The sequence below is a fragment of the Streptomyces sp. NPDC040405 genome (assembly GCF_055595765.1).
Genome location: NZ_JBVIVI010000016.1, coordinates 156,589 through 182,063, shown reverse-complemented (window position 1 = coordinate 182,063; position 25,475 = coordinate 156,589). Strand labels below are relative to the sequence as shown.

The following is a 25,475-nucleotide window of genomic DNA, read 5'->3' as shown; positions in this document are numbered from 1 at the left end:
CAGTACGAGATCCACGAGGTCATCACGGGGCTCGTCGGCGTCGTCCTGATCGCCTCGTCCTTCTTCTCCTCGGTCCGGCGCAACCGCAGGCTGGCGGCGGCAGAGGGAAAGGGCACGGGGTCCAACGAGGAGGTCGAGGTCTCCTCCGGCGTCTGAGCCGGGCCGCCAGCGCGGGCCGCGGGGCCGCCGCCAGGCCACCGGTGTCCCTCGCGAAACCCACCGGTGGCCGCTCTGGACGGTTTGCGGCCATTCTGGACGGCGGGCTCCCTACTCTCTCGATGCGCCGACACGCTTGTCGTCATGCCGTCCATGGGTACAGAGGTAGGTCCAGGCGGCCGCGGAGAAGACCAGCCCGGCGCCCAGCATGTGCAGCCCGACCAGCAGCGGGGGCACACCGGCGTGGTACTGGGCATGGCCCAACACGCCCTGACCCGCGATGAGTGCGATGGTGATGGTGATACCACGCTGTACCGGTTGCGGGGCGTGGAGAGCCCGGGCCGCGACGGCTGTGGCGAGTGCGAGGCCGAGCAGGAGATACACCAGGTCAGTGTGTATCCGGGTGAGTGTGTCCGGGTCGAAGGGCAATCGGTCCGCTTGCGGATCGCCGCCGTGGGGGCCGGTGCCGGTCACCAAGGTGCCGAGGACCAGGACGGCGCTGGTCGTGGCCAGTAGTCCAGCGGTGAGCAGTCGCAGCTCGCGGCGAACTGCTGTTGCTCGCTGGCCGGTAGCGTCCTTTGCGCGGCGCAGCAGCGCGAGGGCGGCGAGCAGGAGCGGGAACGAGTTGAGGAAGTGCACGGCTCGTACGTAGGGATTCAGGTCGGTGAGCACCAGGAGCCCGCCGACCACCGCTTGCGCGGGCACGGCCAGAGCCTGGACTGCGGCCAGCCACCGCCACGCCAGGGGAGACCGGGTACGGACAGTCGCGACGATCAGTGCGATGGCCACCAGCTCGAGGATGACGCCGATCAGGCGGTTGCCGAACTCGATGGTGCCGTGGAGGCCCATCTCGGGCGTGGTGACCAAGGAGGCTTCGGTGCACCGCGGCCAGGTCGGGCAGCCCAGACCGGAGTCGGTCAGCCGCACCACCCCACCGGACACCAGAAGCATGATGTTGAGCACCACGGACCCGGCCGCCAATCGGCGTACCGTCGCATGGCCGGGACGCGCCAAGGGCTGGGGGTCAGGGGCGGTTGTTGGTTCGGCTTCGGCCAGGTCACGTTTCATCGGGGTTCGACTTCTCGATCCAGTAGTACCGCGGTGACGAGGGTGTTCTTGAGCCACGCTTCGTAGTCCTCGGGGGCCCAGCCGGCGTCGAGGACGAGGCTGTCGTGGACGTCGGCGCTCATCAAGGCGACGGCGATGTCCACGGCCTTGGGGTGGACGCCGCAGCCGGTGGCGCGGACGCGCTCGATGACCATCTCGACCCCGAGCCTGTTCCGTCGTGCTCCTTCTGCCTGGGTGGTCGCGATGTCCGGAGAGACCGCGGCGCCGGTCTTCAGCATGGTGACGATGTCGCCGCAGCGTTCCCGCACCTGGCGGCAGGCCCTGGCCAGCAGTCCCAGCAGGGTCTCGGGATCGGTCATCTTCCCCGCCTCGGCCAGCAGTTCCGGCAGACCGGCTTCCTCGTCCATCAGGTCGACCAGCCCGTTGAGCACGCCGGCCTTGGAGCCGAAATGCGCGTAGATGGTCTGCGGCGCGACGCCGGCTTCTTTGGCGATGGAGCGGATCGGTGTGCGGGCGTAGCCATGTTCGGCGAACAGTCTGCGCGCGGTGGTGAGGATCGTGCGCAGCGTGAGCGCCTCGCGCCGATCACGCAGCCGGACGACTCCCGGCAGATCCGACATGTGTATGCTCCTGTCTAGAACGTTGTTCCAAATCTTGGAACAACGTTCTGTGCAGCCTATCAAGCTGCCACGGCAGGAGGGAGAACCGTATGAAGCTCGTGGTTTTCGGGGCGAACGGCCCGACAGGACGGCTTGTCACCCAGCGGGCGCTGGCGGAGGGCCACACCGTGACGGCCGTGACCCGGCGGCCCGAAGCCTTCCCGGTCGAGGATCCGCGCCTGCGGGTGGCGGGTGCCGACGCTCTGGACGCGGCGGCGGTGGATGAGGTGGTGGCCGGCCATGACCGCGTTGTGTCGACCCTCGGCGTCCCGTACACCAAGGAGCCGGTCACGATCTACTCGCAGGGCGCGCGGAACATCGTGGCGGCGATGAAACGGCACGGGCTGCGGCGGCTGGTATGCGTGACCTCGATCGGCGTGCACCCCCAACTCGCACCCGAGGAGAAGTTCTTCTTCCGCAAGGTGGTCGGGCCGATCCTGCTCTCGATGGGACGCCCGCTGTACGAGGACGCGCGCCGCATGGAGGAGATCGTGCGCGCCACCGATCTCGACTGGACGATCGTCCGCCCCTCAGGGCTGTTCGACGCCACGACGGTCACCGACTACCGCATAGCTGTCGCGCCCGAGCGGCTGCCCGGCATGTTCACCTCCCGCGCCGACCTGGCCGACGTGCTCCTGTGCGAGGCCACCGACGACCAGCACGTTCGCGCCTGCGTCGAGGTGATCACCACTCGGGGTACCCCGAGCTACGCCCGCGTGTTCCTCAAAGAGGCGTTGCACATCGGCAAATGACCCCGCGCTGGCGGAGTCCGCGGCACATCGGGGGCGCCTCGCACGCGGGCGCGACCAGAGCATAGGCGCGCCTCCTGCGGGGAGCGCCGCACTACGGCGTCATGGCCAGGCGGCGGTGGGTCGACGGGCGAGTGCCTGTGCCGTTGTGGTCGCATCACAGCGATCGATGGTCGTTCGCGCGCCTCATGCGCCTTCCGCCGGGGCCGCCGGCCGTGTCGCGTAGCGGTCGCGCATGGCGTCGCTGGCTGCGGGCCCGGCCGTGAAGGTGTACGTGCCGCTGTCGTCGAGTCGGCGACCGGTCCTGGCGTCGACGACGACGGGCTCGACCTCCTCACCGCTGTGCGCGTCGACGAGGATCATGCTGCGCTCCGCTGGTGCGAGGCGGGAATTGCCCCACGCGGCCAGGGCGATGATCACCGGCCGAAGGGAGCGCCCGAGCTCGGTCAGCACGTACTCGTGGCGCACGGGGTTGGTCTGGTAAGGCTGGCGCTCCAGCAGCCCGTCCTCCACGAGGGTCTTCAGTCGGGTGGTGAGCATGCTGGAGGAGATGCCCAGGTTCTCCTGGAATTGGTCGAAGCGGGCGTAACCGTCGAAGGCGTCGTGCAGGATCAGCAGCGTCCACCATTCGCCCACGTGCTGCATGGACTTGGACAGGGGGCACTCCCGATCTTCCAACCGGATGCGGGCTGGCATGTGGTGCTCTCCCTGACACTGGCGACGAGTCGCTTCTCTGGTTACTTCTATTGTGGCAGTTTCTCTCGGCCTCGTCATCAATGTGGGTGAGGCGGTCGATTCGCCGAAGCGCTCCCCATCCACTTACTGCTAAGCTAGAAGTGAGTTACTTCTATTTTAGAAGTCACCCACGGATCCAGGTGTGCTCAGTTCTCCCAAGGAGCAGTCATGCAACCCGTCGACTTCGACGAGCTCCCCGAGCCCATCGGCCGCTACCTGGCGGCCCATCGCACCCACGACACCCCGGCCGAGCTCGGCACCTTCACGCCTGACGCCACGGTGACCGACGAGGGGAGGACCCACAGCGGCATCGATGCCATCGAACGGTGGATGAACCGGGCAGCGACCGAATACACCTACACGATCGAGCCCACCGGATACCTCCGCACCGGCGACCACGACTACACGGTCACTCAGCGGCTCGAAGGCGACTTCCCCGGCGGCCTCGTCGACCTGCACTTCCGCTTCGCTCTGCGTGGCGGGCTCATCGAGCGCCTCCTCATCGAACCGTGACCCCCACAGCCCGGACATGAGCGGACGCTCTCTCCCGGTCTCCCGACAGAAAGGAACACATGAAGACCTGGCTCATCACCGGCGGAACTCCCGGTGGGTTCGGCATGGCCCATGCCGACGTGGCCCTGGAGCGGGGCCACAACGTCGTACTCACCGCGCGCAGGCCGGAGTTGCTGCGCGCGTGGGCGGAGCCTCATGGCGACAGAGTGCTGGTCCTCCCGCTCGACGTCACCGACACTCGGCAGATCGACGAGGCCGTCGCGGCCGCTGAGAGCCGCTTCGGCGGCATCGACGTCCTGCTCAACAACGCCGGACGAGGCTGGTACGGCTCCGTGGAGGGGACGGACGACACTGTCGTCAGGAAGACCTTCGAACTGAACTTCTTCGCCGTGGTGGCCATGCTCCGCGCCGTACTGCCCGGCATGCGTGCCCGGCGCAGCGGATGGATCATCAACATGTCGTCCGTGGCCGGCATGAGGGGCACCGTCGGCTTCGGTTACTACAGCGCCGCCAAGTTCGCGATCGAGGGGATCACGCAGGTGCTGCGCGAAGAAGTGGCACCGCTGGGCATTCGGGTGCTCGCCGTGGAGCCCGGGGCCTTCCGCACCCGTGCCTACGCCGGATTCGCGGACGAGCCGGTCGCGGAGACGATCGAGGACTACCGGCCGATGCTGGAATCGGTCCGGGAGTTCATGGTGGCCCAGGACGGCAACCAGCCCGGTGACCCCTGTGAAGGTGCGCGATCCGTCGTGGCGGCGATCGAAGAGGAGGAGCCGCCACGACAACTCGTGCTGGGCTCCTCGGGGTACGACGCGGTCGTGGAGCAACTCGAGGGGATGCTCGCGGACATCCGTGCGCATGAGCACGTGTCGCGCGGGGCGGACTTCCCGAATGCCTCGCTGAGCTGACGCGGACAGGAAGTACCTGCTCACTACCGCGGGTTGGACGACAGGCCGGGTCCCCGAGCGATGGTGTCGCCCCCGAGGGTTTGGGAGGCGACAGTCCACTCGCCCTTGGGGCGCAGGGTTCCAGAAGAACCCCACCTGATTGGCGAGCTCTTTGGTGCCCATGCCCTTCGGGCCGGAAGCGGAACAGGAGGCAGAGGCGCTCTCACCAGCTGTGACGATCACAGGGACAACCAGCAGAAGCGGGCTGACCGCGACCAGGGCGATGGTCGTGGCCGTCTTCTTCACGGCTGACGCCGCAGCCGCCACCAGCCTTCGGCGGAGGCACTCAGGGGTTGTCGGATGTGATGCATGAGGAGATTCCTTGCGTTGGCGGCGGCAGGCACGCCAGTCTGTCGCTGCCCCGGCGAAGCGGCCGCAAGGGGCGTGTCCGCGTCACGTGGCCGCTGGGTGTCGACCATAAACGATCAAGCGTTCGATGATGGCTAGCCATTGGTGAAAGCCCAGGTCAGCGCGTCCGCCCACGTGGTTTGAGGGGCACCGGGGGGAGTTCGGGGGCGGGTAGGGGAGGGCCGTCGTAGCCGTGGACTTCGCCGAAGCGGCGGGTTGACGACCAGTCCTCGCGGGCCTGGGCGATGTCGTCGTGGGACCGCCCGATGAAGTTCCACCACATGACTATCTTCTCCTCGAACGGCTCGCCGCCCAGCAGCATGAACGCGCTGTCCACATCCGCCCGCAGGGGAAGCTCGGTGCGGCCGCAGCCCAGGTAGAGGAGTGAGCCGGGGGCCAGGCGGACGCCGTCGACCTCGGCTTCGCCGGACATGGTGAGGGCCGCGTATTCGTAGTCGGGCCGCACTGGGAGGCGGGTGTCGGTGCCTGCGGCCAGGGTGATGTCGGCGCCCATCAGGGGGGTGAAGGTGGTGCCGGGCGAGGTCGCGCCGTCGAGGTCGCCGAGGAGGACGGTGGCGCGCAGCCCTCCGCCGCCGGTCACTCGCGGCAGCTCGGCGTGGTGCTCCCAGATGGGGGCCGCGTGGCGGTCGCTGTCGGGGAGGGCCACCCAGAGCTGGGCGCCGTGCAGCAGGCGGGCATGGGCGCGGGGGGACTCCTCGGAGTGCGCTATGGCGTGGCCCGAGGTCATCAGCCCCAACTCGCCGGGGCGAAGGGTCTGCAGGCTGCCGAGGCTGTCCCGGTGCAGCACTTCGCCGTCGTGCAGCCAGCTCACCGTCTGCAGGCCCATGTGGGGGTGCGGGGGGATCTGCATGCCCGGCTCGTCGGCGATGTCGTCCGGGCCGTAGTGATCGACGAAGCACCAGGCGCCGATCATGCGCCGACCCAGGTTCGGCAGCAGGCGGCGCACCACGGTGGACTCGCCCAGCGGGACCTGCTTGGAGGTCAGCAGTTCGCGCACCGGCCGCGCGGTGACGTCGGCGCGGCCGCCGCATACGGTCGCCGTGGGGCGCAGATCGAGATTGCTCATGGACGAACTTTCCCATCAGAGGGAGATTTCCGCTCGCCCCTGTGGATAACGGAGTACGGGCAGGTGGCGACCGCCCAGGCGACCAGCGCCGCACCCAGCAGCCAGCCGCCGAGGATGTCGGTGGGCCAGTGGACGCCCAGGTACAGCCGGGTGAATCCGACGCCGAGCACGGAGACGGCGGCCACGGCGGTGGCCAGGCGCTGCCAGAGGGCGGGTGCGCCGTGCAGCTTCAGCATCCACAGCAGCAGTCCGAAGGTGACGGTCGCGGTGAGGGCGTGGCCGGAGGGGAAGGCCGCGTAGTGCGCCGAGTCCACCGGATTCGCCCAGTGCGGGCGGGGGCGGTCGAGGAGCGCCTTCACGCCCTGCTGAAGGGCCGTACCGGCGGCCGCGGTGACGACGACCCACAGGGCGGGCGTCCGCTCCCGGCGCAGCAGCAGCCAGAGGACGATCACGGCCGTCATGGCGCGCATCGTCCAGGGGTCCCAGATCCAGTCCGTCAGCACTCTGTTGACCTGGGTCCAGCCGGGATGGTCGAGCGCGGAGCGGTGCAGCGGGACGACGACGTCCCGGTCCGCGCCCGTCAGCGGCCCCCAGCGGGCGGCGACGAGAGCGAGCAGCACGGCGGAGAGGGCGCTGAGCACCACTGCGATGCGGAGGGCCTGGGGGTGGCGGATCTGCGGCGGCATGGTGTCGATGATCGCCGACGCCGGGTGCGCGGGGCCAGCACGCAGGGGGCCGTACGTCGCAGGCGGGCCGTACGTCGGAGGCGGGCCGTACGTCGGAGGCGCGCCGTACGTCGCAGGCGGGCCGTGCGTCGGAGGCGGGCCGTGCGTCGGAGGCGGGCCGTGCCCCGGAGGCGGGCCGTGCCCCGGAGGGTCAGCCCAGCACCCGCAGCGCCGGGACCAGCGTCACCAGCAGGGGGACGACGGGGACCAGCGCGGCCGCGGCGGTGAGTTGCAGACGGCGTACGGGGGAGAAGCGCGCCGCCGGGGCCAGCAGCCGGTCCACGCGCTGCGGGACCTGCGTAAGTCCGCTGGGGCAGGGGCCGAACACCCCCCGGTCCTCGTTGAGTTCCACGAGTGCCAGCGCGGTCGTCGTCCGCCCGAACCGCCGTGACGCGGAGTCGTCGGCGGCCAGCTCGACCAGCCGGTGCACCTCGTCCCGGAACGCCGCGAACACCGGCACCTGCGGAAAGCCCCCGGCGAGTGCGCCGGAGCAGTGCAGGAGCCAGTGGTGGCGGGCTCGCGCGTGGCCCTGCTCATGGGCGATCACGGCGTCCAGTCGCCGCCCCTTGAGGCGGCGCAGGGCCGCGGTCGTGATGATCAGCTGGGGCATGGGGCCCGGCAGCCACCAGGCGTCGGGCTTGTCGCCCTCCAGCACCACGAGCCGCTCCCCGGCGGGCTCCTCGCCGGGCAAGACGGGGGAGCGGACGAGGAGTTCGGCGCGGTGCTGCCTGCGCCAGGCGCGGGCGCGGCCGATCTCGCGGGTCAGCATCACGGCGGACCACACGGCGCCGAAGGCCAGGGCGAGGGCGACGGGCGCCGCCCAGGGTCCGTAGCCGGAGAGCGCGTACGCCTCCACGACGCCGTTGGGCGCGGGGGCGAAGACGTTCCCGCGGACGGCCTCGGAGGCCGCCGCGGCGGTGAGTGCCATGGTGAGCGCGCAGCACAGCAGCACTCCGACGACGACGCATTGCCATACCCACAGTGCGAGTACGGGTTCGCGGTCGACCCATGTGGAACGGGACATCAGGCGCGGCGCCATTGCCGCCACCAGCGCGCCGAGGCCCATCAGCGCGAGCGGGACCATCATGGCCGTCAGCCTATGGTCGGGGCGGTCGGCCGGGGTATGTCCGCGGGGTCGAAGTGACGTACGCCACGGTTTGCAGGGCGTCGTCACCCGGCGTATCCGAAGGCAGGGCTCAGAGCGTCAGCAACATGGCGAACATGCCTATGGCCATGCTGAGCCGACACGCGTGCCGCAGTTCGGGCCGCCGCGACCAGCCGATCGACGGGGCACCGACCGCCGCCACCGCGCCGTCCGTCATCGGCAGCAGCCGCAGACCGGACCGGACCGCGTAGACCGCGAAGTAGGCGAGGAGTGCGCCGGTGAGCACCGGTATTCCGCCCGGTACGCTGCCCGCCGTCATGCCCCCGCCTGCCGCCATGGCGGCGTGGCCGTGGCCACCGGGGGAGCCCGTCATCATCGCGAGCGCCATGTACGCCATCGCCAACGCCCCTATGGCGTGGTGCAGATGGCGGTGCCCCACTGCCCGGACGGCCGCCACGCCGAACACAGCGGCGAAGAGGGGCGGCCCCCACGGCCGGGGGTCCAGGACGGCGGACGGTACGGCCATCGCCGCCATCCCCCACCCCATCAGCGCCTCGGCCCCCGCGCCCCGGCGGCCCGGCCCGGGTGGCTCGCCGCGCATGTTCAGCAGGCAGTACGCGCCGGTCGCGGCGCACAGCGCGACCAGCAGCCAGCCGATCAGCGGAGGTCCGTGCACGGCACACCTCCCGGTCCTGAACGCCGCGGACGTATGCCGGGAGACTGCCCGCGCGCGAACCGGGCTACGGGAGCGCACGGGCGCAGTGGGGGAGCGCGCGGATGCCTGCCCGCCCACCCGGCGGGCGGTGCGGACGGGTCAGTTGTGTTCAGAGATGAGCACGGCCGTCGTCGACGGTTCGAGTGCCTCGAAGATGTGGGGCAGGTCGCCGGGATAGGAGACGTAGTCGCCGGGGTGCAGCTCGACAGGGGCGTCGGCGAGGCCGACTCGGGCTCGGCCCGTGGCCAGTACGACGTGCTCCATGACGCCGGGCATGTGGGGGTCGGAGGCGCGCGCCGCGCCGGGCTCGGCGCTGAGGCGGTAGATGTCGCGGCGCGAGCCGGGTGGGGCCGCGGAGAGCATGGCGGCCTGGTAGTCGGCCTGGGCGGAGGCGAGCGTCACTCCCTCGTCGGCCCTGATCACGTGGACGCGGGGGCGCGGTGGGTCGAGGAGGCGGGAGGGTGGCACGTCGAGGGTGACGCACAGCGCCCACAGGGTCTCCAGGCTCGGGTTTCCGCTGCCGGACTCCAGCTGGGACAGCGTGGACTTCGCGATTCCGGCGCGGCGGGCCACCTCGGTGAGCGACAGCCCGGCCCGGCCACGCTCGCGTCGCAGTACGGCCGCGATCGATTCCATCGGGACCTTGGCCGAGGCCGCCGAGGCCGCCGAGGACGCTGCCGGTGCTTCCTGTGCCATCCGTTCGCTCCAGAAGATAAGTGTTCGGTTTGACGAACGCGGTCTGCGGTGTTCATTCTATGCGTCATGCATTCGATATGGAGAACGCTCGATCGTGTGCTGCTGCGGGACATCGCGCTCGTCTGCCTGGCCGTCGGCGTCACCAGCCTGTCGTACGGGGCGATCGCCGTCGCGTCCGGTCTCCCGCTGTGGGTCCCGGCGGCATTGAGCGTGCTGGTGCTCGCCGGTGCCTCGGAGTTCCTGTTCGTCGGGCTCATCGCCGCGGGCGGCAGTCCGCTGGCGGCGGTGCTGGCCGGGCTGGTGGTCAACGCCCGGCATCTGCCGTTCGGGCTGGCCCTGCCCGATGTCCTCGGGCGCGGCCCCCGGCGCCTCCTCGGCAGCCATCTGATGAACGACGAGAGCGTCGTCTTCGCGCTCGCGCAGGACGGCATCGCGCGGCAGCGCGCCGCCTACTGGGCCTGTGGTCTGGGCGTTCTCCTCTGCTGGCCGCTGGGCGCGGTGACCGGCGGCCTGATCGGCTCGGTCATCGACGACACCGATCAGTTCGGGCTCGACGCGATGTTCCCGGCCATCCTGCTGGCCCTGGTCCTGCCCGCGCTGCGCGACCGGGACAAGCGCCTGGCGGTCCCGGCGGGGGTCCTCATCGCCCTGGCCACCACCCCGTTCCTGCCCGCCGGAGTGCCCGTCCTGCTCGCGCTGGCCGGGGTGGCGCTCACGGTCGTACCAAGCAGGACACGCAAGACGAACGAGGAGGAGCGCCCATGCCCGGCTCCCTGACGCTGGCCGTCGCGATCCTCGCGCTCGCGGCCGGTACGTTCGCCCTACGGTTCGCCGGACCGCTGCTGCGCAGCCGGATCACGCTTCCGCCGCGGGCGGAGAAGCTGATGGAGACCTCCGCGATCGTCCTGCTGGCCGCTGTCGCGGCGACGACGGCGCTCACCGAGGGCCACGGCCCCGCCGGGATCGCCCGCCCGGCCGGGGTCGTGGTCGCCGGAGTGCTCGCCTGGCGCAAGGCGCCGTTCCTGGTGGTCGTCCTGGCCGCGGCCGCCACCGCGGCCGGGCTGCGCCTGCTCGGCGTGGCCTAGAGGCCGGGCCGGTCAGGGCTGAGGGCGGGGGCTACGGCCGGTAGCGCAGGGGGTGGTCCTCGGGGACCTCCACGATCGCGATACGGACGCCGTCGGGATCGGCGATCCACATCTCGACCAGCCCCCACGGCTCCTTCTTCGGCGGCCGAAGGATCTCCACGTTCCGGGCCGCCAGCTCCTCGTGGGCCGCCTCCGCGTCCGCGACCTGGAGCCACAGCTGGAGCCCCGGTGCGGGCGGGGTCTCGGAGCGGCCGGAGACCTCCAGGAAGCCACCGCCCAGGAAGTAGACCGTGCCGCGCTCGGGGCCGGTCCCGAACTCGCGGTAGATCGTCAGACCCAGCGCCTCGCCGTAGAAGGCCCGCGAACGCTCGGGGTCGGTCGGCCGCAGCAGCGTGCGGCTGCTCAGTACGTGCACCATGAGCGCGACCCTACGCACTCCGCCCCGCCCGGGACGGGGTTAGGGTCTTCTTCCCGCAATCCGCCGGTTCCGGCCGCCCGCCGACACTCGGCGCCCGTCAAGCCGCCGGACGCCGCCGCCAGGGAGAGGACCCCGCCATGAACACCGCCGCGCTCACCTACCGCGGGGCCACCGAGGCCGACGTCGAGCCGCTGGTCGCGCTGATCGAGTCGGCGTACCGCGGGGACGGCAGCCGGGCCGGATGGACGACGGAGGCGGACATCCTGGGCGGACAGCGCACCGATCCGGAGGGCGTGACGGCCGTCGTACGGGGCGCGGACAGCCGGATGCTGGTCGCCGAGCGGGACGGCGAGCTGATCGCCTGCTGCCAGCTGGAGCGCCGCGGCGCACACGCCTACTTCGGCATGTTCGCCGTGCGGCCCGGGCTGCAGGGCGGCGGGCTCGGGAAGGTGATCCTCGCCGAGGCCGAGCGGTTCGCGGCGGCCGAGTGGGCCACCCGCGAGATGCACATGACGGTGATCACCGCCCGCGAGGAGCTGATCGCCTGGTACGAGCGGCGCGGCTACGCCCGTACGGGCCGGAGGACTCCGTTCCCGTACGGCGACGAGCGCTTCGGCGTGCCGCGCCGCCCCGACCTGGAGTTCGAGCTGCTGGTCAAGCCGCTGGGCTGACCCCGGCGCTCACGCCGTGTAGCGGACCGCCCGGCGGATCTCCGGGAAGTCGGTCGTGCCGCCGTCGAGGCCGAGCCCGCGGGCCAGCTTCAGATGGTCCGGGGTGTTCACCGTCCAGCCGATGACCCTGAGGTCGGCGGCGTGGGCGCGCTCCACCAGCTCCAGGGTCAGCCGGCGGATGTTGAGCACCAGCATCCCGGCGCCGACGGCGTGCGCCCGGTCGATGGCGTCGAGCCCGTAGCGGCTGGCCACCAGGGCGGTACGGGCGCTGGGCAGGAGGGTGCGGATCTCGGCGAGGGCCTCGTCGTGGAAGGAGATCACGTCGACCCGGCCGAGCAGATCGCGGCTGGTCAGCACGGAGGCCAGGGCCCGCGCGGCGGCCACGTCCTTGATCTCGGCCTGGAGCGGCGCCCCCACCGCGTCCACGACCTCCTCGAAGACGGGGATCCGCTCGCCGTCCCCGGCGTCCAGTTCGCGCAGCTCGGCGAGGGTGAAGTCGCTGATGGGGCCCTTGCCGTCGGTCGTGCGGTCGACCTCGGCGTCGTGCATGACGACGAGGGCGCCGTCCTTGCTGAGGTGCAGGTCCAGTTCGATGACGTCCAGGCCCTCGTGCTCGGCCCGGACGAAGGAGCGCAGGGTGTTCTCCGGCTCGACGCCCATCACTCCGCGGTGTCCGATGGTGAGAAAGGTCAACGTGATCTCGCTCTTCTGTCGGGCTTTTGTCGGCTTTTCGGCTGTGTGGAGGCACGGGCTCGCCGGACCGGCGCTCAGCCTAACGGCCGACTCCGGCAGGACCGCTCAAGCGCGGCCGTGGCATGGTCCGGGGCGGATGGGGCAGGAAAAACGGCGGTGGGGCGGAGGTGACGCAGGACGATTTCCGTTGTCTGCCCTTGAGCGGTGAGGTCATCCACGGATACGGTGTCTACACGGAAGGTTCTCCGGTGAAGGAGTCGACATGACGGAAATTCTTTCGTCCGTGATAGCGGACGGTGGCATTCTGCCTGCGGAGCGTGTGATCGAACACCCGTCCTGGCCATCCCTCAAAGGTGCTGTAGAAACGATTCGCCCCTGGCAGTCCAAGGACGGTTCCATCGACTTCGACGCCGAGGGGGCGCCACCGCGCCACCGTGCCCGCGATGCGCTCGAAAGGGTGATCGCGGCCATCGAGGAGCTGGCCCCGCTGCTCCCGCACAACGCCGCGTACCACCAGGCGCTCGTCGCCGATCTGCGCCGCTGGGCCGACGACGGCTTCGGCGTCCCCGACTTCCTCGACTCGCTGCTCGCCTTCCAGCCCGCGCAGGCGCGCGCCGACGGCCTCCAGCACCTCGTCGTCTTCCCCATGTACACGCAGAACGGCAACCCGAACCGCAACCTCGAGGCGGTCGTCCTGCGCATGGTCTGGCCCGACTGGCTGGCCGAGCTGGAGCGCACCCGCTACGACAACCCGCTCTACCTCGGCCTCGCCTTCGAGGACTTCACCTCCGGCTACGACACCAACTCGGCGGTGCTCTTCCCGGAGACCATCGCCGTGCGCGAGGCCCCCGAGCGCTTCTCCTGGGGCGGCATCTTCTGCGACCGCGAGGCCGCCCGCTTCCGCCGGGTCAGCGACGCCGCCGTCCGGGCGCTGGGCATCGAACTCCCCGACGACATCCGGGACATGCTCGCCGACCAGCGGCGCTGCCAGGAGGCGTTCGCCCTGTGGGACATGGTCCACGACCGCACCCACAGTCATGGTGACCTGCCGTTCGACCCCTTCATGATCAAGCAGCGCCAGCCGTTCTGGATGTACGGCCTGGAGGAGCTGCGCTGCGACCTCACCGCCTTCAGGGAGGCCGTGAAGCTCGACGCGGAGGGGCTCGCCCAGGCCCGTGACGTCCAGTACGCCGTGATCTTCGACCGGATGTTCCGCTTCCCGGTCACCGGCGAACGGGTCCGCAACTACGATGGGCTCGGCGGCCAGTTGCTCTTCGCCTATCTCCATCAGCACGACGTCGTACGCTGGACGGACAACACCCTGCACATCGACTGGTCGCGCGCCTCGCAGGTCACCAACCAGCTGTGCGGCGAGATCGAGAAGCTGTACCGGGACGGTATAGACCGGCCCAAGCTCGTCCACTGGTTCAAGGCGTACGAGCTGGTGTCGACCTATCTCGCCCCGCACCCCGGCTCCGTCTGGGCCAAGGGCCCCGACGCGCTGGACCTGACCCAGCCGCCGCGCAAGCTCGTCGACGACGTGCTCCCCGACGAGTTTCCGCTGAGCATGTTCTACGAGGCGCTCGCCAAGAAGCTGCGGGACGTGGTCGCCTCCACCAAGGGCATCACGGCGGGCGACGACGACAGCGACGACGGCATACGAGCGGCGGCGTGAGCCCCGCGGCACCGGACGACGAGGAGACAGCGAGCATGACGACACCGACGTCGAGCCCGAGCCCGAACGAACCGGGCGGCCGGACGCCGCTGGACGGCGCCGTGGTGGCGGTGGCCGGTGCGGCGGGCCCGGCGGGCCGCGCCACGCTGCTCCGCCTCGCCGAGGCCGGTGCCACCGTCGTCGCCTCCGACGCCGACCCGGCGCGGCTGGCCGAGGCCGTCGACGCGGCGCGCTACGCCCACGGCGGCGCCCGCGTCACCGGGGAGACGATCGACCTGCTCGACCTGGACGCCACCCGCGCCTGGGCCGACCGCATCGAGAAGGAGTTCGGACGGGTCGACGGCCTGGTCCACCTCGTCGGCGGCTGGCGCGGCAGCAAGACCTTCGCCGACGCCCCGCTCGCCGACTGGGACACCCTGCACAATCTGCTGATCCGCACCGCCCAGCACACCTCGCTCGCCTTCCACGACGCCCTGCGGCGCACCGGCAACGGCCGCTATGTGCTGATCAGCGCGGCGGGCGCGTCCCAGCCCACCGCGGGCAACGCCGCGTACGCCGCCGCCAAGGCCGCCGCCGAGGCGTGGACGCTCGCGCTCGGCGACTCGTTCGGCAAGCTGGGGGGCGAGAGCGGTCCCGCGGCCGCGGCTGTCATCCTGGTGATCAAGGCGCTGGTGCACGACGCCATGCGCGCGGAGCGCCCCAACGCGAAGTTCGCGGGCTTCACCGACGTCACGGAGCTGGCCGAGGCCATCACCGGAGTCTGGGAGCGGCCCGCCAGGGAAGTGAACGGAACCCGCCAGTGGCTGACCCCCAAGCCGTGAGGACCGACGCACGCCGTCATCACGACCCCGAGGTACGCGGCTTCGCCAGTGACAACTACGCGGGCGGCCACCCGGAGGTCCTCGCCGCGCTCGCCCTCGCCAACGGCGGCCATCAGGTCGCCTACGGCGAGGACGACTACACCGCGCATCTCCAGCACGTCATGCGCAGCCACTTCGGCCCGTACGCGCAGGCGTTCCCGGTCTTCAACGGCACCGGCGCCAACGTCGTCGCGCTCCAGGCGCTCACCGACCGCTGGGGCGCGGTCATCTGCGCCGACACCGCGCACATCAACGTCGACGAATGCGGTGCGCCCGAACGGGTCGGCGGGCTGAAGCTGCTCACCGTGCCCACCGAGGACGGCAAGCTCACCCCCGACCTCATCGACCGCGAGGCGTACGGCTGGGACGACGAGCACCGGGCGATGCCGCAGGTCGTCTCGATCGCCCAGAACACCGAGCTGGGCACCGTCTACACGGTGGACGAGATCCGCGCGATCTGCGAGCACGCCCATGAGCGCGGCATGAAGGTCCACCTCGACGGGGCCCGGATAGCCAACGCGGCCGCGGCGCTGGACGTGCCGATGCGGTCGTTCACCAATGTGGCGGGCGTGGATGTGCTGTCCTTCGGCGGCACGAAGAACGGCATGCTCTTCGGCGAGGCCGTCGTCGTCCTCGATCCGGACGCGGTGCGCGCCATGAAGCATCTGCGCAAGCTGTCCATGCAGCTGGCGTCCAAGATGCGGTTCGTCTCCGCGCAGCTGGAGGCCCTGCTCGCCCGCGACCTGTGGCTGCGCAACGCGCGCCACGCCAACGCGATGGCCCAGCGGCTCGCCGAGGGAGTGCGCGGGGTCGACGGCGTCACGATCCTGCACCCCGTCCAGGCCAACGCGGTCTTCGCCCGGCTGCCGCACGAGGTGAGCGAACGGCTCCAGAAGCGGTACCGCTTCTACTTCTGGGACGAGGCGGCGGGCGATGTGCGGTGGATGTGCTCCTTCGACACCCGGGAAGAGGACGTCGACGGCTTCGTGGCGGCCCTCCGGGAGGAGATGAAGCGCTAGCCGACGAGCCGATACCGAAGACCCGCAAGACGGAGAACCGGAAGCGGCCGTCCCCCCGCCGGGAGGGACGGCCGCTTCGGCTTCGATCGGGTTACCGCCCGCGGTCCAGGGCGATGGCCTCGGCCGGGGTGGGGGCCGTACCGCCCAGGTGGGCCGGGACCCACCAGGTGTCGTCCGGGCCCTTGGGCCGCACCGGGTACGCCCGCTGCGCCGCCTCCAGCAGCTCCTGCACCCGGGTCCGCACCCGCTCGGTGAGCGTGTCGGCCGGCTCCGTCGGGTCGGTCTCCATCGGCTCGCCCACCCGCATGGTGATCGGGAAGTGGCTGCGTCCCAGGTTCCGCTTGTGGCCCTTGGTCCACAGCCGCTGGGTCCCCCACAGCGCCATCGGCAGTACCGGTACGCCCGCCTCCTGGGCCAGCCGGGCCGCGCCCGACTTGAAGTTCTTGAGGGCGAACGAGCGCGAGATGGTCGCCTCGGGGAAGACGCCGATGATCTCGCCGGAGCGAAGGGCCTTCAGGGCGTGCTTGTACGCGTCCATGCCCGCGGCCCGGTCCACCGGAATGTGCTTCATGGCCCGCATCAGCGGCCCGGAGACCTTGTGCCGGAAGACCGACTCCTTCGCCATGAACCGCACCAGCCGCTTCGCCGGTCGGGCGGTGAGCCCGGCGAACACGAAGTCGAGATAGCCGATGTGGTTGCTCACCAGAACCGCGCCACCCCGCTCCGGGACGTTCTCGGTGCCCTTCATGTCGATACGCAGGTCCAGCGCCTTGAACATGGTGCGGGCCGCGCCGATCACGGGCGGGTAGACGAGCTCTGCCATAGAGGGACCCTTCATCGTTTTCCCTGGGAGGGCTCTCCCGGCGGAAGTTACGCAGCCGTAGGTTTCCCGGCTTCTGGCAGATGGTGCCCTATGTCATCTCTCTGTGCTAGCGCGGGTCCCCGCCCGGCCGAGAGATCCTCATCACGTCGTGCTCTGGGGAATCCCCTAAAGGCCCATGTCGCTGCACCCTATGACGGCATCGGAACCGGAGGACAGCGTGCGAGACGACCAGCGGCAGGGTGAGGCGGACAAGGGCGCACGGCTCGAAGCCGCCCAGCTCGGGGCGGAACTGGGTGCCCGGGCCACCCTTGTCCAGTTTTCCAGTGCCTTCTGCCAGCCCTGCCGGGCCACCCGGCGGGTCCTGGCCGAGGTGGCCCACATGGTCGACGGCGTGGCCCATGTCGAGATCGACGCCGAGGCGCATCTGGAACTCGTACGGATGCTGGACATCGTGCGGACGCCCACCGTGCTGGTGCTCGACACGGACGGCCGGGTCGTGCGCCGGGCGGCCGGACAGCCGCGGACCGCGGACGTCATCGCCGCTCTGGGCGAGGCGGTCTGATCCGCCGTGAGATCACGGTGGGTGACCCCGCGGCGGAATCCCGCCCACCGGTCCGCACTTGACGGTGCGCTGCGGGCATCGTCAGGGTGACGTCATGCGGCCTGGACTTCTTCTTCTCTACGGACGCGTACACGTGGACCTCGTGCGGACCGCGAGTGCGCAGTGTCCGGGCGGGTGAGCGACGACGACAGCACAGCTCCCCCCGCTCGTACCCCACCGCAGAAGGACAGGTTCATGACGGCTTCACCCGACCTCGGCACGCCCCGGCTCAGCGCCCCGGAACTCTTCCGCTCCGTCTTCCGCAGGCATGCGGCGGGCGTCGCGGTGATCACCGCGTACGGGTCGCACCCCGTCGGCTTCACCGCGACCTCCCTGGCCTCCGTTGCCGCCGAGCCGCCGCTGCTCTCCTTCGGCGTCGGCCAGGGCTCCTCCAGCTGGCCGGTGATCGCCGACGCCGAGCACGTCGGCGTGCACGTCCTGGGCGAGCACCAGCGGGAGCTGGCCGCGACCTTCGCGCGCAGCGGCGCGGACCGCTTCGGCCCCGGCACCGGCTGGCACACCGGGCCCGAGGGGGTGCCGGTGCTGGACGGGGTGCTGGCGTGGCTGGTGTGCCGGGTGGTGGCGCGCATACCCGCCGGGGACCATCGCGTGGTGATCGGCGAGGTGGTCGCGGGCGACCCCGCGGGGGCCGGGCGGCCACTGCTGTACCACCAGGGAGGCTTCAACGCGCTGCGCGACTGATCCGTCCCGCTGATCATCCGTTGGCAAGGTCACAGTTCAAGCGGGTTGCGTACGGGGAACACCCTAGGTGTACTGGCGAGTAATATTTCGTTCGGTGCATGGGCAGCCCCCGGCCGCCAACCGACCGGGAAGAGCCCCCGAGGGCGCCTATGCTGCCAACAAAAGGCAGCCCGGAAGAGACGATGCAGTAGGAGAGCCGGCGTGAGCTTGAGGATCGTTGTCTGTGTGAAGTACGTGCCCGACGCCACCGGCGACCGGCACTTCGCCGAGGACCTGACGCTGGACCGTGACGATGTGGACGGCCTGCTCTCGGAGCTGGACGAGTACGCGGTCGAGCAGGCCCTCCAGATCGCCGACGAGGCGGACGACGCGGAGATCACGGTGCTGACCGTGGGCCCGGAGGACGCCAAGGACGCGCTGCGCAAGGCGCTGTCGATGGGCGCCGACAAGGCCGTGCACGTCGAGGACGACGATCTGCACGGCACCGACGCGCTGGGCACCTCGCTGGTGCTGGCCAAGGCGGTCGAGAAGACCGGTTACGACCTGGTCGTCTGCGGCATGGCCTCCACCGACGGCACGATGGGCGTGCTGCCGGCGATCCTGGCCGAGCGCCTGGGCGTTCCGCAGGTCACGCTGCTGTCGGAGGTCTCGGTCGAGGACGGCACCGTCAAGGGCCGCCGGGACGGCGACACCGCGACCGAGCACCTTCAGGCGTCGCTTCCGGCGGTCGTGTCGGTGACCGACCAGTCCGGCGAGGCCCGCTACCCGTCCTTCAAGGGCATCATGGCGGCCAAGAAGAAGCCGGTGACCTCCTGGGACCTGTCCGACCTCGACATCGAGGCCGGGGACGTGGGTCTGGAGGGCGCCTGGACGAAGGTCGACGGCGCCGAGGAGCGCCCGGCCCGCACGGCGGGCACGATCGTCAAGGACGAGGGCGAGGGCGGCAAGCAGCTGGCCGAGTTCCTCGCGGGTCAGAAGTTCATCTGAGCCGCGTCGCTCACCGCCGCCCCCAGACCGCTCGCATTCGCAGGAGAGAAGAAGTCCCATGGCTGAAGTCCTCGTCTATGTCGACCACGTGGACGGTGCCGTCCGCAAGCCCACCCTGGAGCTGCTGACGCTGGCCCGCCGCGTCGGCGAGCCCGTCGCCGTCGCCCTGGGCGCCGGTGCCGCGGACACCGCCGCCGCCGTCGCCGAGTACGGCGCGGTGCGGGTGCTGACCGCCGATGCCCCGGAGTTCGCCGACTACCTCGTCGTACCGAAGGTGGACGCGCTCCAGGCCGCGTACCAGGCCGTGAACCCGGTCGCCGTGCTGTTCCCGTCCTCCGCGGAGGGCAAGGAGATCGCGGCCCGGCTCGCGGTCCGTATCGGCTCGGGCATCATCACCGACGCCGTCGACTTGGAGGCCGGTGCCGACGGCCCGGTGGCGACGCAGTCGGTGTTCGCGGCCGCGTACACCACCAAGTCCCGTATCACCAAGGGCACGCCGGTCATCACCGTCAAGCCCAACTCCGCCGCGCCGGAGGCGGCCCCGGCCGCGGGCGCGGCCGAGGCGCTGGAGGTCTCCTTCTCCGCGCAGGCCACCGGCACCAAGGTCGTCTCCCGCGCCGCGCGTGAGTCGACCGGGCGTCCGGACCTGACCGAGGCCGCGATCGTGGTCTCCGGCGGCCGCGGCGTCGGCGGCGCGGAGAACTTCCCCGTCGTCGAGGCCCTCGCGGACTCGCTCGGTGCCGCGGTCGGTGCCTCGCGCGCCGCGGTGGACGCGGGCTGGTACCCGCACACCAACCAGGTGGGCCAGACCGGCAAGACCGTCTCCCCGCAGCTGTACATCGCGGCCGGTATCTCGGGCGCGATCCAGCACCGGGCCGGTATGCAGACCTCGAAGACCATCGTGGCCGTCAACAAGGACGCCGAGGCTCCGATCTTCGACCTGGTCGACTACGGCGTGGTCGGCGACCTCTTCGAGGTCGTCCCGCAGCTCACCGAGGAGGTCAAGGCCCGTAAGGGCTGACCGCCCGGCAGGTGTCGCCGAGGCCCCGTACGCACTGCGCGTACGGGGCCTCACGTGCGTCAATGGGGTGTTGACCTCCACTCGGAGCCCGTATAACTTCGCTCTGCGGAAAGAAATATCCGTAGAGCGGAAACTTCCTCGGTTGTCCGAAGGTGAAAGGCGGAGGTGCGGGCATGACTCAGCACGAGACGGTGGGGACGAGCCTGCCGCGCGGCGTACAGGAGGGGATCAGCGCGTCCCTCGCCCCCGTCGACGCGGACCTCGCCCGCCGCTACCCGGGCGACTCCGGCACCCGCCAGCCCGTGCACACCGTCTACGTCCCCGCCGACACCTTCGCCGAGGACACCGTGCGGGACTGGGGCGACCGGGCGCTCGCCGCCCTCGACGCACACGCGCCCGACGCCGGAGCCCTCGCCGCCGTCCTCGGCCTCCCCGACGAGCTGGCCGAGCCCGTGTACCGCCGGGTGCGCGCCAAGCTGGAGCGGGAGCCGGTCGAGGACCTGCGCATCGACTTCGAGGACGGCTACGGGCCGCGCCCCGACGCCGAGGAGGACGCCGCGGCCGCCCACGCCGCCGCCGTGGTCGCCGCGGCCAGCGCGGCGGGCACCGCACCGCCCTATGTGGGCATCCGCATGAAGTGCATGGAGGCCGCCGTCCGCGACCGCGGCATCCGCACCCTCGACATCTTCCTCACCGGGCTGATGGACTCCGGCGGTCTGCCGGACGGGCTCGTGCTCACCCTCCCCAAGGTGACGTACGCCGAGCAGGTCAGCGCCATGGTCCGGCTGTGCGAGGAGTTCGAGAAGGCCCGCGGGCTCGCCGAGGGCCGCCTCGGCTTCGAGATCCAGATCGAGACCACCCAGTCCATCCTGGGCTCCGACGGCCGCGCCACCGTCGCCCGGATGATCGACGCGGCCGAGGGCCGCGCCACCGGACTGCACTACGGCACCTTCGACTACAGCGCGTCCTGTGGTGTCAGCGCCGCCCACCAGTCCATGGACCACCCCGTCGCCGACCACGCCAAGGCGGTCATGCAGGTCGCCGCCGCGGGCACCGGCGTACGGCTCTCCGACGGCTCGACCAATGTGCTGCCCGTCGGCCCCACCGAGCGCGTCCACGACGCCTGGCGACTCCACCACCGCCTCGTCCGGCGGTCCCTGGCCCGCGCGTACTACCAGGGCTGGGACATGCACCCCGGCCATCTGCCCACCCGCTACGCCGCCGTCTACGCCTTCTACCGCGAGGGCCTGGAGACGGCGTCCGCCCGGCTCGCGGCGTATGTGAACCGCACGGGCGGCGACGTCATGGACGAGCCCGCCACCGCCAAGGCGCTCAGCGGCCATCTGCTGCGCGGTCTGGACTGCGGGGCGGTCGACGCCGCCGAGGTGGAACAGCTGACCGGACTGAGCCGCGCCGAACTCGACGCCCTGGCGGGCCGCGGCCCGCGCTGAACCGGCGCGAACCGGTCCGCGCTGAGTCCGCGCGGACCGGCCCGCGCACTGACCCGCTGGCCACATCCGCTCACCCCTCCGTGTCACCCGGGATGCGGGGCAGCCGGGGAGGGCGGGAGATGGTGGCATGGTCAGAAGTGCCGTGTCAGCCCTGCTGATCCTGCTCGGCTGCCTGCTCGTACCGGTGTCCGTGCTGACCGTATGGGTCCACGGCATCGTCCTCGACACCGACCGCTACGTGGCCACGGTCGCCCCGCTGGCGACCGATCCGGCGATCCAGGAGGCGGCCGTGGACCATGTGAGCGATGCCGTCGACCTCCGCCACAACAGCCGGAAGGTCACCTCCGACATCGCCGACTGGCTGCGCGCCCAGGGCCTGCCGCCCCGGGCCGCCGACGCCGTCGAGGGCCTGGCCCCCCAGCTGGACGCGGCGCTCGACCAGGCCGTACGCAAGGTCGCGACGCACATCGTGCACACCGAGGAGTTCGCCGCCGTATGGACCGGCGCCAACCGCGCCGCCCACGCCGCCGCCGTGCACGCCCTCACCGGCGAGGGCCACGGCCCGGTCGGCGTACGCGGCGACACCGTCACCCTGAACGTCGGCGCCGCCGTGGAGAAGGTCAAGGTCCAGCTCGTGAACGCCGGATTCCCCTCGGCGAACGACATCCCCGACATCCACCAGCGGACGATCCTCTTCCACTCCCATCAACTCGACCGCATCAAGCGCGGGGTACGCCTGCTCGACCTGGCCGGGAACTGGCTGCCCACCCTCACCCTCGTGCTCGGCACCACCGGCGTCCTGCTCGCCCGGGGCCGCCGCCGCGCGCTCGTGGGCACCGCCCTCGGGACCGCCGTCGCCTCGCTGGCGCTGGCCCTCGCGCTCACCGTGGCCCGCCGGTACTGCCTCGACCATGTGCCGCCCGGTGTGCTGTCCCGGGCCGCCGCCTCGTCCCTCTTCGACACCGTGGTGCGCTTCCTGCGGGTCACCGTGCTCACCGTGCTGGTGCTCGGCGCCGTCGTCGCGGCGGGCGGCTATCTGGCCGGACCCGGACGGCTGCCGCGTGCCCTACGGGCCGCCGCCGAGCGCACCGCCGACTCCGCCGCGTACTGGGGCGCGGCCCGGGGGATGCGCACCGGACGGGCCGGGGTCTGGACCGCGGAGCACCGGCGCGAGCTGACGGTCGCGGCGCTGCTGGCCCCGGCCGCGGTCTTCGCGCTGTGGAACCACCCCACCGTGCTGACCGTGCTGTTCCTGGTGCTGGTCCTGCTGGCGGTCCTCGCGGTGATCACGCTGCTGGCCGCGACGGGCCGGGACCGCTTCAGGGGGTGAGACCGCTTCAGGGGGTGAGGAGGAGCACGATGAAGATCAGGCACGCGGCGACGTTGACCACCCAGCTGTGCGTGTTCAGCCATTCCCGCAGCCGGGGCATCGCGCGCCGCGCCCGCTGCCGGAAGACGAGGTAGACCAGCAGCGGCAGCGCCGCGATCAGCACGGTGGCACCGATGAACGGCAGCGCCTCCGCCAGAGCCGACCGGTGCTGCTCCAGATGCGCCCCCACCGTCAGCATCACCGCAATGTCGGACGGCATCAGCAGGATGATCAGCAGCCCGGTCCTCAGGGCCCGCAAGGGGCCCGCCTCCATCAGCGAGCCCAGCCACTTCGGCGGCTCGACGGACTCCCGGCGCACCATGTTCTTCACCGCGACCACTACCAGCAGCCCCACCAGCACCAGCTGCACGATGGTGGCGGCCGCTCCCTGGTCCGACGGGGCGCCCGGCGCGACCGCGTTGCCCAGCAGCGCGAAGATCCCCCGGGTGATGGCGACGCCCACGGCCGTCGCGATGGCCACCCCGAGCAGGAACGCCGAGGACACCCGCACCGGCCGCGCGGTGGTCACCAGGATCACGGCCGCCACGATCTGCGGCCCCGCCATCATCGTGACGGCAAGCGGGAGAATCTGAAGATCCATGGCCTGCCCTTCCGGCCCCGTCCGTCCTGCCTCCATTGGCCCGCGCCCCGGCCCGCCGCGCACCCGGTGCTGCGCCGACCGGGGCCGCCCGGCGGGCGTCTCCGCACGCCGTGCCCGCCGCCGTACGCTGGAGGTGTCGGTCCGGTGGCGGCCGTCGTAGGTCCCGCCGGGCTCATCCGACGGGAGGCAGACGATGGATTACCCACTGCTCAATGTGTTCTGGACCACGATGTGGATCTTCTTGTGGGTCCTGTGGCTGATGCTGCTCTTCCGGGTGATCGGGGATGTCATCCGCGATGACTCGCTGAACGGCTGGGCGAAGGCGGGCTGGTGCGTCTTCGTCATCGTCCTGCCATTCCTCGGCGTCTTCGTCTACCTGATGGCACGGGGCAGCGGGATGGGCCGGCGCGAGATGAAGCGGGTCGAGGACGCGGAAGCGGGATTCCGGGAGTACGTACGGGAGACCGCCGCGACCGGCCATGCCGAGGAGCTGTCACGGCTCGTGGAGCTGAAGAACCACGGTGACATCACGGCCGACGAGTACGAGCGCGCCAAGGCCAAGGTGCTCGCCGCCTGAGGAGACGGTCAGGGCGAGGCGCGGGCGGCGGAGGTCCGGGACACCGCGGCCGACGGGGTGCCGCCCTCCTGTGAGCGGCTCGCGACGACCGGCACCGGCACGGCCATGGGGCTCGCCGTGCGGACCGTTCGCGTACGGCGCCCGGTCGTCGCAGCTCCTCCGTCCCGTCGGCTGGGGTCTCCCGGACCTCCGCACCCACCGTGCCGGGGGCCGGGCGCCGGGGCAACCGGGGCGGGGCCGGTCAGGGCTCCGTTCAGCGTCATTCCGGGCGATTCGTCACGCTCGATACGGGGACGGGGACGGAGACGGGGGCAGCTCTCCGGAGCCGCGGGCGATCAGCCGGGTCGGTAGTACGACGCGCCGCGGATCGCCGCCCGCGCCGTCGAGGCGGCGGAAGAGCAGATCCGCGGCGGTGCGGCCGAGCTGGGCCGAGTCCTGGGCGACCACGGTGATGCCGGGGGAGAGGAGGTCGGCCAGCTCGAAGTCGTCGAAGCCGATCAGGGCGACGGGGGCGGCGGGGCCGGGGCGCTCGGCGAGGACCCGCACCACCGTGACCGTCACCCGGTTGTTGCCCGCGAAGAGCGCGGTGACCGGCTCGGCGGCGTCCAGCATGGCGGTGGCCGCGCCGCGCACCCGCTCCGGGTCGGTGGGGCCCAGGGAGAGCCAGCCGTCGTGGACCGGCAGCCCGGCCGCGGCCATCGCGGCGCGGTAGCCGCGCAGCCGCTCGGCGGCGGTGTGGATGCTCGGCTGGTCGCCCAGGAAGCCGATCCGGCGGTGGCCATGGGCGATCAGATGGGCGACCGCGTCCCGCGCGCCGCCGAAGCTGTCGGAGAGCACCGCGTCGGCGTCGATGAGGCCCGCCGGTCGGTCGACGAAGACGGTGGCGACACCGGCCGCCATCTCGGGGGCCAGATAGCGGTGGTCGTCGCCCGCCGGGATGACGACGAGGCCGTCCACCCGGCGCGCGCACAAGGCGAGCACCAACTCCTGCTCGCGGACCGGATCTTCGGCGCTGGACCCGTTGATCAGCAGCGCGCCATGGGTCCGGGCGACCTCTTCCACGGCACGGCTGAGCGGGCCGTAGAACGGGTCGGCGAGGTCTTCCAGTACGAGGCCGATGCTCGCCGTGCGCCCCTTGCGGAGGATGCGGGCGCTGTCGTTGCGGCGGAAGCCGAGCGCGGTGATCGCCTCCTGGACGCGGTGCTCGGTGTCGGGGGTGACGCCCGGCTCGCCGTTGACCACGCGCGAGACCGTTTTGAGGCCGACTCCGGCCCGGGCGGCGACGTCCTTCATCGTGGGCCGGGAGCCGTAGCGGTGTGCTGGGGCGCTGTCGGCGATGTCCCGGGCGGTGTCGGTCACGGTGTGCTCGTCCCGTCGCTGGTCGTCGTGTCGGAAGGGGCTCGGAGGGAGTGCGGAAGA

The 25,475-nt window shown here is 71.4% G+C and carries 31 protein-coding genes; 18 read left to right on the top strand and 13 right to left on the bottom strand.

What is annotated here, in order from left to right; translation table 11 throughout:
- A partial coding sequence (locus ACZ59A_RS40080; RefSeq protein ID WP_470969494.1) for a DUF475 domain-containing protein occupies positions 1 to 156 on the top strand: 156 nt, incomplete at its 5' end.
- 111 nt (positions 157 to 267) lie between these two features.
- On the opposite strand, the gene ACZ59A_RS40075 is transcribed toward ACZ59A_RS40080, so the two are convergent.
- Together ACZ59A_RS40075 and ACZ59A_RS40070 are read right to left on the bottom strand one after the other, a co-directional pair.
- Entirely contained in the window at positions 268 to 1,137 is an 870-nt protein-coding gene (locus ACZ59A_RS40075; RefSeq protein ID WP_470969473.1) for a COX15/CtaA family protein, read from the bottom strand.
- A gap of 83 nt (positions 1,138 to 1,220) precedes the next feature.
- Positions 1,221 to 1,844 carry a TetR/AcrR family transcriptional regulator gene (locus tag ACZ59A_RS40070; RefSeq protein ID WP_468053519.1) on the bottom strand — a complete coding sequence of 208 codons (624 nt, stop codon included), beginning with the start codon at positions 1,842 to 1,844 and terminating at the stop codon, positions 1,221 to 1,223.
- An 89-nt stretch (positions 1,845 to 1,933) separates the two neighbouring features.
- On the opposite strand from ACZ59A_RS40070, the gene ACZ59A_RS40065 reads away from it, so the two are divergent.
- Entirely contained in the window at positions 1,934 to 2,635 is a 702-nt protein-coding gene (locus tag ACZ59A_RS40065) for an NAD(P)-dependent oxidoreductase (protein ID WP_470969471.1), read from the top strand.
- 183 nt (positions 2,636 to 2,818) lie between these two features.
- Here the strand turns inward: ACZ59A_RS40065 and ACZ59A_RS40060 are convergent, their stop codons facing one another.
- Entirely contained in the window at positions 2,819 to 3,328 is a 510-nt protein-coding gene (locus tag ACZ59A_RS40060) for a winged helix-turn-helix transcriptional regulator (protein WP_470969468.1), read from the bottom strand.
- 207 nt (positions 3,329 to 3,535) lie between these two features.
- Between ACZ59A_RS40060 and ACZ59A_RS40055 the strand changes: the two genes are divergently transcribed.
- The gene (locus ACZ59A_RS40055; RefSeq protein ID WP_470969466.1) at positions 3,536 to 3,880 is read left to right on the top strand and encodes a nuclear transport factor 2 family protein; all 345 of its coding nucleotides are present in this window, start codon (positions 3,536 to 3,538) and stop codon (positions 3,878 to 3,880) included.
- A 59-nt stretch (positions 3,881 to 3,939) separates the two neighbouring features.
- Positions 3,940 to 4,788: an oxidoreductase gene (locus ACZ59A_RS40050; RefSeq protein ID WP_470969463.1), complete on the top strand. Its 849-nt coding sequence runs from the start codon at positions 3,940 to 3,942 to the stop codon at positions 4,786 to 4,788.
- Between the two features lie 505 nt (positions 4,789 to 5,293).
- Here the strand turns inward: ACZ59A_RS40050 and ACZ59A_RS40045 are convergent.
- The 5 genes from ACZ59A_RS40045 to ACZ59A_RS40025 form a co-directional block, all read right to left on the bottom strand.
- Positions 5,294 to 6,262: a pirin family protein gene (locus tag ACZ59A_RS40045; protein ID WP_470969460.1), complete on the bottom strand. Its 969-nt coding sequence runs from the start codon at positions 6,260 to 6,262 to the stop codon at positions 5,294 to 5,296.
- The gene (locus tag ACZ59A_RS40040) at positions 6,259 to 6,948 is read right to left on the bottom strand and encodes a phosphatase PAP2 family protein (RefSeq protein ID WP_470969458.1); all 690 of its coding nucleotides are present in this window, start codon (positions 6,946 to 6,948) and stop codon (positions 6,259 to 6,261) included. The genes ACZ59A_RS40045 and ACZ59A_RS40040 overlap by 4 nt, the downstream gene beginning before the upstream one ends.
- 190 nt (positions 6,949 to 7,138) lie before the next feature.
- A complete protein-coding gene (locus ACZ59A_RS40035; RefSeq protein WP_470969455.1) occupies positions 7,139 to 8,074 on the bottom strand; it encodes a M56 family metallopeptidase in 936 nt (311 codons plus the stop codon).
- Between the two features lie 109 nt (positions 8,075 to 8,183).
- The gene (locus tag ACZ59A_RS40030; protein ID WP_470969452.1) at positions 8,184 to 8,768 is read right to left on the bottom strand and encodes a DUF5134 domain-containing protein; all 585 of its coding nucleotides are present in this window, start codon (positions 8,766 to 8,768) and stop codon (positions 8,184 to 8,186) included.
- A gap of 138 nt (positions 8,769 to 8,906) precedes the next feature.
- Positions 8,907 to 9,503, bottom strand: coding sequence for a helix-turn-helix domain-containing protein (locus tag ACZ59A_RS40025; protein WP_470969449.1), 597 nt, complete (start codon positions 9,501 to 9,503; stop codon positions 8,907 to 8,909).
- A 66-nt stretch (positions 9,504 to 9,569) separates the two neighbouring features.
- Here ACZ59A_RS40025 and ACZ59A_RS40020 point away from each other — a divergent pair, with 66 nt between their 5' ends.
- Together ACZ59A_RS40020 and ACZ59A_RS40015 are read left to right on the top strand one after the other, a co-directional pair.
- Positions 9,570 to 10,280 (top strand): AzlC family ABC transporter permease, encoded by a 711-nt coding sequence (locus ACZ59A_RS40020; protein ID WP_470969446.1) that lies wholly within the window; start codon positions 9,570 to 9,572, stop codon positions 10,278 to 10,280.
- On the top strand, positions 10,265 to 10,588 hold the full coding sequence (locus ACZ59A_RS40015; protein ID WP_470969443.1) for an AzlD domain-containing protein: 324 nt from the start codon (positions 10,265 to 10,267) through the stop codon (positions 10,586 to 10,588). Before ACZ59A_RS40020 ends, ACZ59A_RS40015 begins: the two co-directional genes overlap by 16 nt.
- A 31-nt stretch (positions 10,589 to 10,619) precedes the next feature.
- Here ACZ59A_RS40015 and ACZ59A_RS40010 read toward each other — a convergent pair whose 3' ends face one another.
- Positions 10,620 to 11,006: a VOC family protein gene (locus ACZ59A_RS40010; RefSeq protein ID WP_470969440.1), complete on the bottom strand. Its 387-nt coding sequence runs from the start codon at positions 11,004 to 11,006 to the stop codon at positions 10,620 to 10,622.
- Positions 11,007 to 11,143: 137 nt separating this feature from the next.
- Here ACZ59A_RS40010 and ACZ59A_RS40005 point away from each other — a divergent pair, with 137 nt between their 5' ends.
- Positions 11,144 to 11,677, top strand: coding sequence for a GNAT family N-acetyltransferase (locus tag ACZ59A_RS40005; protein WP_470969437.1), 534 nt, complete (start codon positions 11,144 to 11,146; stop codon positions 11,675 to 11,677).
- Positions 11,678 to 11,686: 9 nt separating this feature from the next.
- Here the strand turns inward: ACZ59A_RS40005 and ACZ59A_RS40000 are convergent, their stop codons facing one another.
- Complete coding sequence (locus ACZ59A_RS40000) at positions 11,687 to 12,370, bottom strand: glycerophosphodiester phosphodiesterase (protein ID WP_468053486.1); 684 nt, start codon at positions 12,368 to 12,370, stop codon at positions 11,687 to 11,689.
- 262 nt (positions 12,371 to 12,632) lie between these two features.
- On the opposite strand from ACZ59A_RS40000, the gene ACZ59A_RS39995 reads away from it, so the two are divergent.
- From ACZ59A_RS39995 to ACZ59A_RS39985, 3 genes are read left to right on the top strand one after another with little or no spacing between them, the layout of a single operon-like run.
- Positions 12,633 to 14,045: a DUF6421 family protein gene (locus ACZ59A_RS39995; protein WP_470969434.1), complete on the top strand. Its 1,413-nt coding sequence runs from the start codon at positions 12,633 to 12,635 to the stop codon at positions 14,043 to 14,045.
- Between the two features lie 35 nt (positions 14,046 to 14,080).
- On the top strand, positions 14,081 to 14,866 hold the full coding sequence (locus ACZ59A_RS39990; protein ID WP_470969431.1) for an SDR family NAD(P)-dependent oxidoreductase: 786 nt from the start codon (positions 14,081 to 14,083) through the stop codon (positions 14,864 to 14,866).
- Entirely contained in the window at positions 14,863 to 15,924 is a 1,062-nt protein-coding gene (locus tag ACZ59A_RS39985) for a threonine aldolase family protein (protein ID WP_468053480.1), read from the top strand. The genes ACZ59A_RS39990 and ACZ59A_RS39985 overlap by 4 nt, the downstream gene beginning before the upstream one ends.
- 91 nt (positions 15,925 to 16,015) lie before the next feature.
- Here ACZ59A_RS39985 and ACZ59A_RS39980 read toward each other — a convergent pair whose 3' ends face one another.
- Complete coding sequence (locus ACZ59A_RS39980; RefSeq protein WP_470969428.1) at positions 16,016 to 16,747, bottom strand: lysophospholipid acyltransferase family protein; 732 nt, start codon at positions 16,745 to 16,747, stop codon at positions 16,016 to 16,018.
- A gap of 190 nt (positions 16,748 to 16,937) precedes the next feature.
- Here ACZ59A_RS39980 and ACZ59A_RS39975 point away from each other — a divergent pair, with 190 nt between their 5' ends.
- The 7 genes from ACZ59A_RS39975 to ACZ59A_RS39945 all read left to right on the top strand — a co-directional run bounded on the left by ACZ59A_RS39975 (position 16,938) and on the right by ACZ59A_RS39945 (position 22,839).
- Positions 16,938 to 17,309, top strand: coding sequence for a thioredoxin family protein (locus ACZ59A_RS39975; protein ID WP_470969426.1), 372 nt, complete (start codon positions 16,938 to 16,940; stop codon positions 17,307 to 17,309).
- Positions 17,310 to 17,403: 94 nt separating this feature from the next.
- On the top strand, positions 17,404 to 17,487 hold the full coding sequence (locus ACZ59A_RS39970) for a putative leader peptide (protein WP_470969491.1): 84 nt from the start codon (positions 17,404 to 17,406) through the stop codon (positions 17,485 to 17,487).
- Positions 17,488 to 17,543: 56 nt separating this feature from the next.
- Positions 17,544 to 18,050 carry a flavin reductase family protein gene (locus tag ACZ59A_RS39965; protein ID WP_468053474.1) on the top strand — a complete coding sequence of 169 codons (507 nt, stop codon included), beginning with the start codon at positions 17,544 to 17,546 and terminating at the stop codon, positions 18,048 to 18,050.
- Positions 18,051 to 18,251: 201 nt separating this feature from the next.
- On the top strand, positions 18,252 to 19,037 hold the full coding sequence (locus tag ACZ59A_RS39960) for an electron transfer flavoprotein subunit beta/FixA family protein (protein ID WP_470969423.1): 786 nt from the start codon (positions 18,252 to 18,254) through the stop codon (positions 19,035 to 19,037).
- 58 nt (positions 19,038 to 19,095) lie between these two features.
- A complete protein-coding gene (locus ACZ59A_RS39955; protein ID WP_470969420.1) occupies positions 19,096 to 20,058 on the top strand; it encodes an electron transfer flavoprotein subunit alpha/FixB family protein in 963 nt (320 codons plus the stop codon).
- Positions 20,059 to 20,231: 173 nt separating this feature from the next.
- Positions 20,232 to 21,509: a DUF6986 family protein gene (locus ACZ59A_RS39950; protein ID WP_470969417.1), complete on the top strand. Its 1,278-nt coding sequence runs from the start codon at positions 20,232 to 20,234 to the stop codon at positions 21,507 to 21,509.
- A 127-nt stretch (positions 21,510 to 21,636) separates the two neighbouring features.
- On the top strand, positions 21,637 to 22,839 hold the full coding sequence (locus ACZ59A_RS39945; RefSeq protein ID WP_470969415.1) for a hypothetical protein: 1,203 nt from the start codon (positions 21,637 to 21,639) through the stop codon (positions 22,837 to 22,839).
- A gap of 7 nt (positions 22,840 to 22,846) precedes the next feature.
- Here the strand turns inward: ACZ59A_RS39945 and ACZ59A_RS39940 are convergent, their stop codons facing one another.
- Positions 22,847 to 23,479 carry a GAP family protein gene (locus ACZ59A_RS39940; RefSeq protein ID WP_470969412.1) on the bottom strand — a complete coding sequence of 211 codons (633 nt, stop codon included), beginning with the start codon at positions 23,477 to 23,479 and terminating at the stop codon, positions 22,847 to 22,849.
- Between the two features lie 193 nt (positions 23,480 to 23,672).
- Here ACZ59A_RS39940 and ACZ59A_RS39935 point away from each other — a divergent pair, with 193 nt between their 5' ends.
- Positions 23,673 to 24,056: an SHOCT domain-containing protein gene (locus ACZ59A_RS39935; protein ID WP_470969409.1), complete on the top strand. Its 384-nt coding sequence runs from the start codon at positions 23,673 to 23,675 to the stop codon at positions 24,054 to 24,056.
- A gap of 276 nt (positions 24,057 to 24,332) precedes the next feature.
- Here ACZ59A_RS39935 and ACZ59A_RS39930 read toward each other — a convergent pair whose 3' ends face one another.
- Positions 24,333 to 25,415 carry a LacI family DNA-binding transcriptional regulator gene (locus ACZ59A_RS39930; RefSeq protein ID WP_470969406.1) on the bottom strand — a complete coding sequence of 361 codons (1,083 nt, stop codon included), beginning with the start codon at positions 25,413 to 25,415 and terminating at the stop codon, positions 24,333 to 24,335.
- Positions 25,416 to 25,475 lie beyond the last annotated feature (60 nt).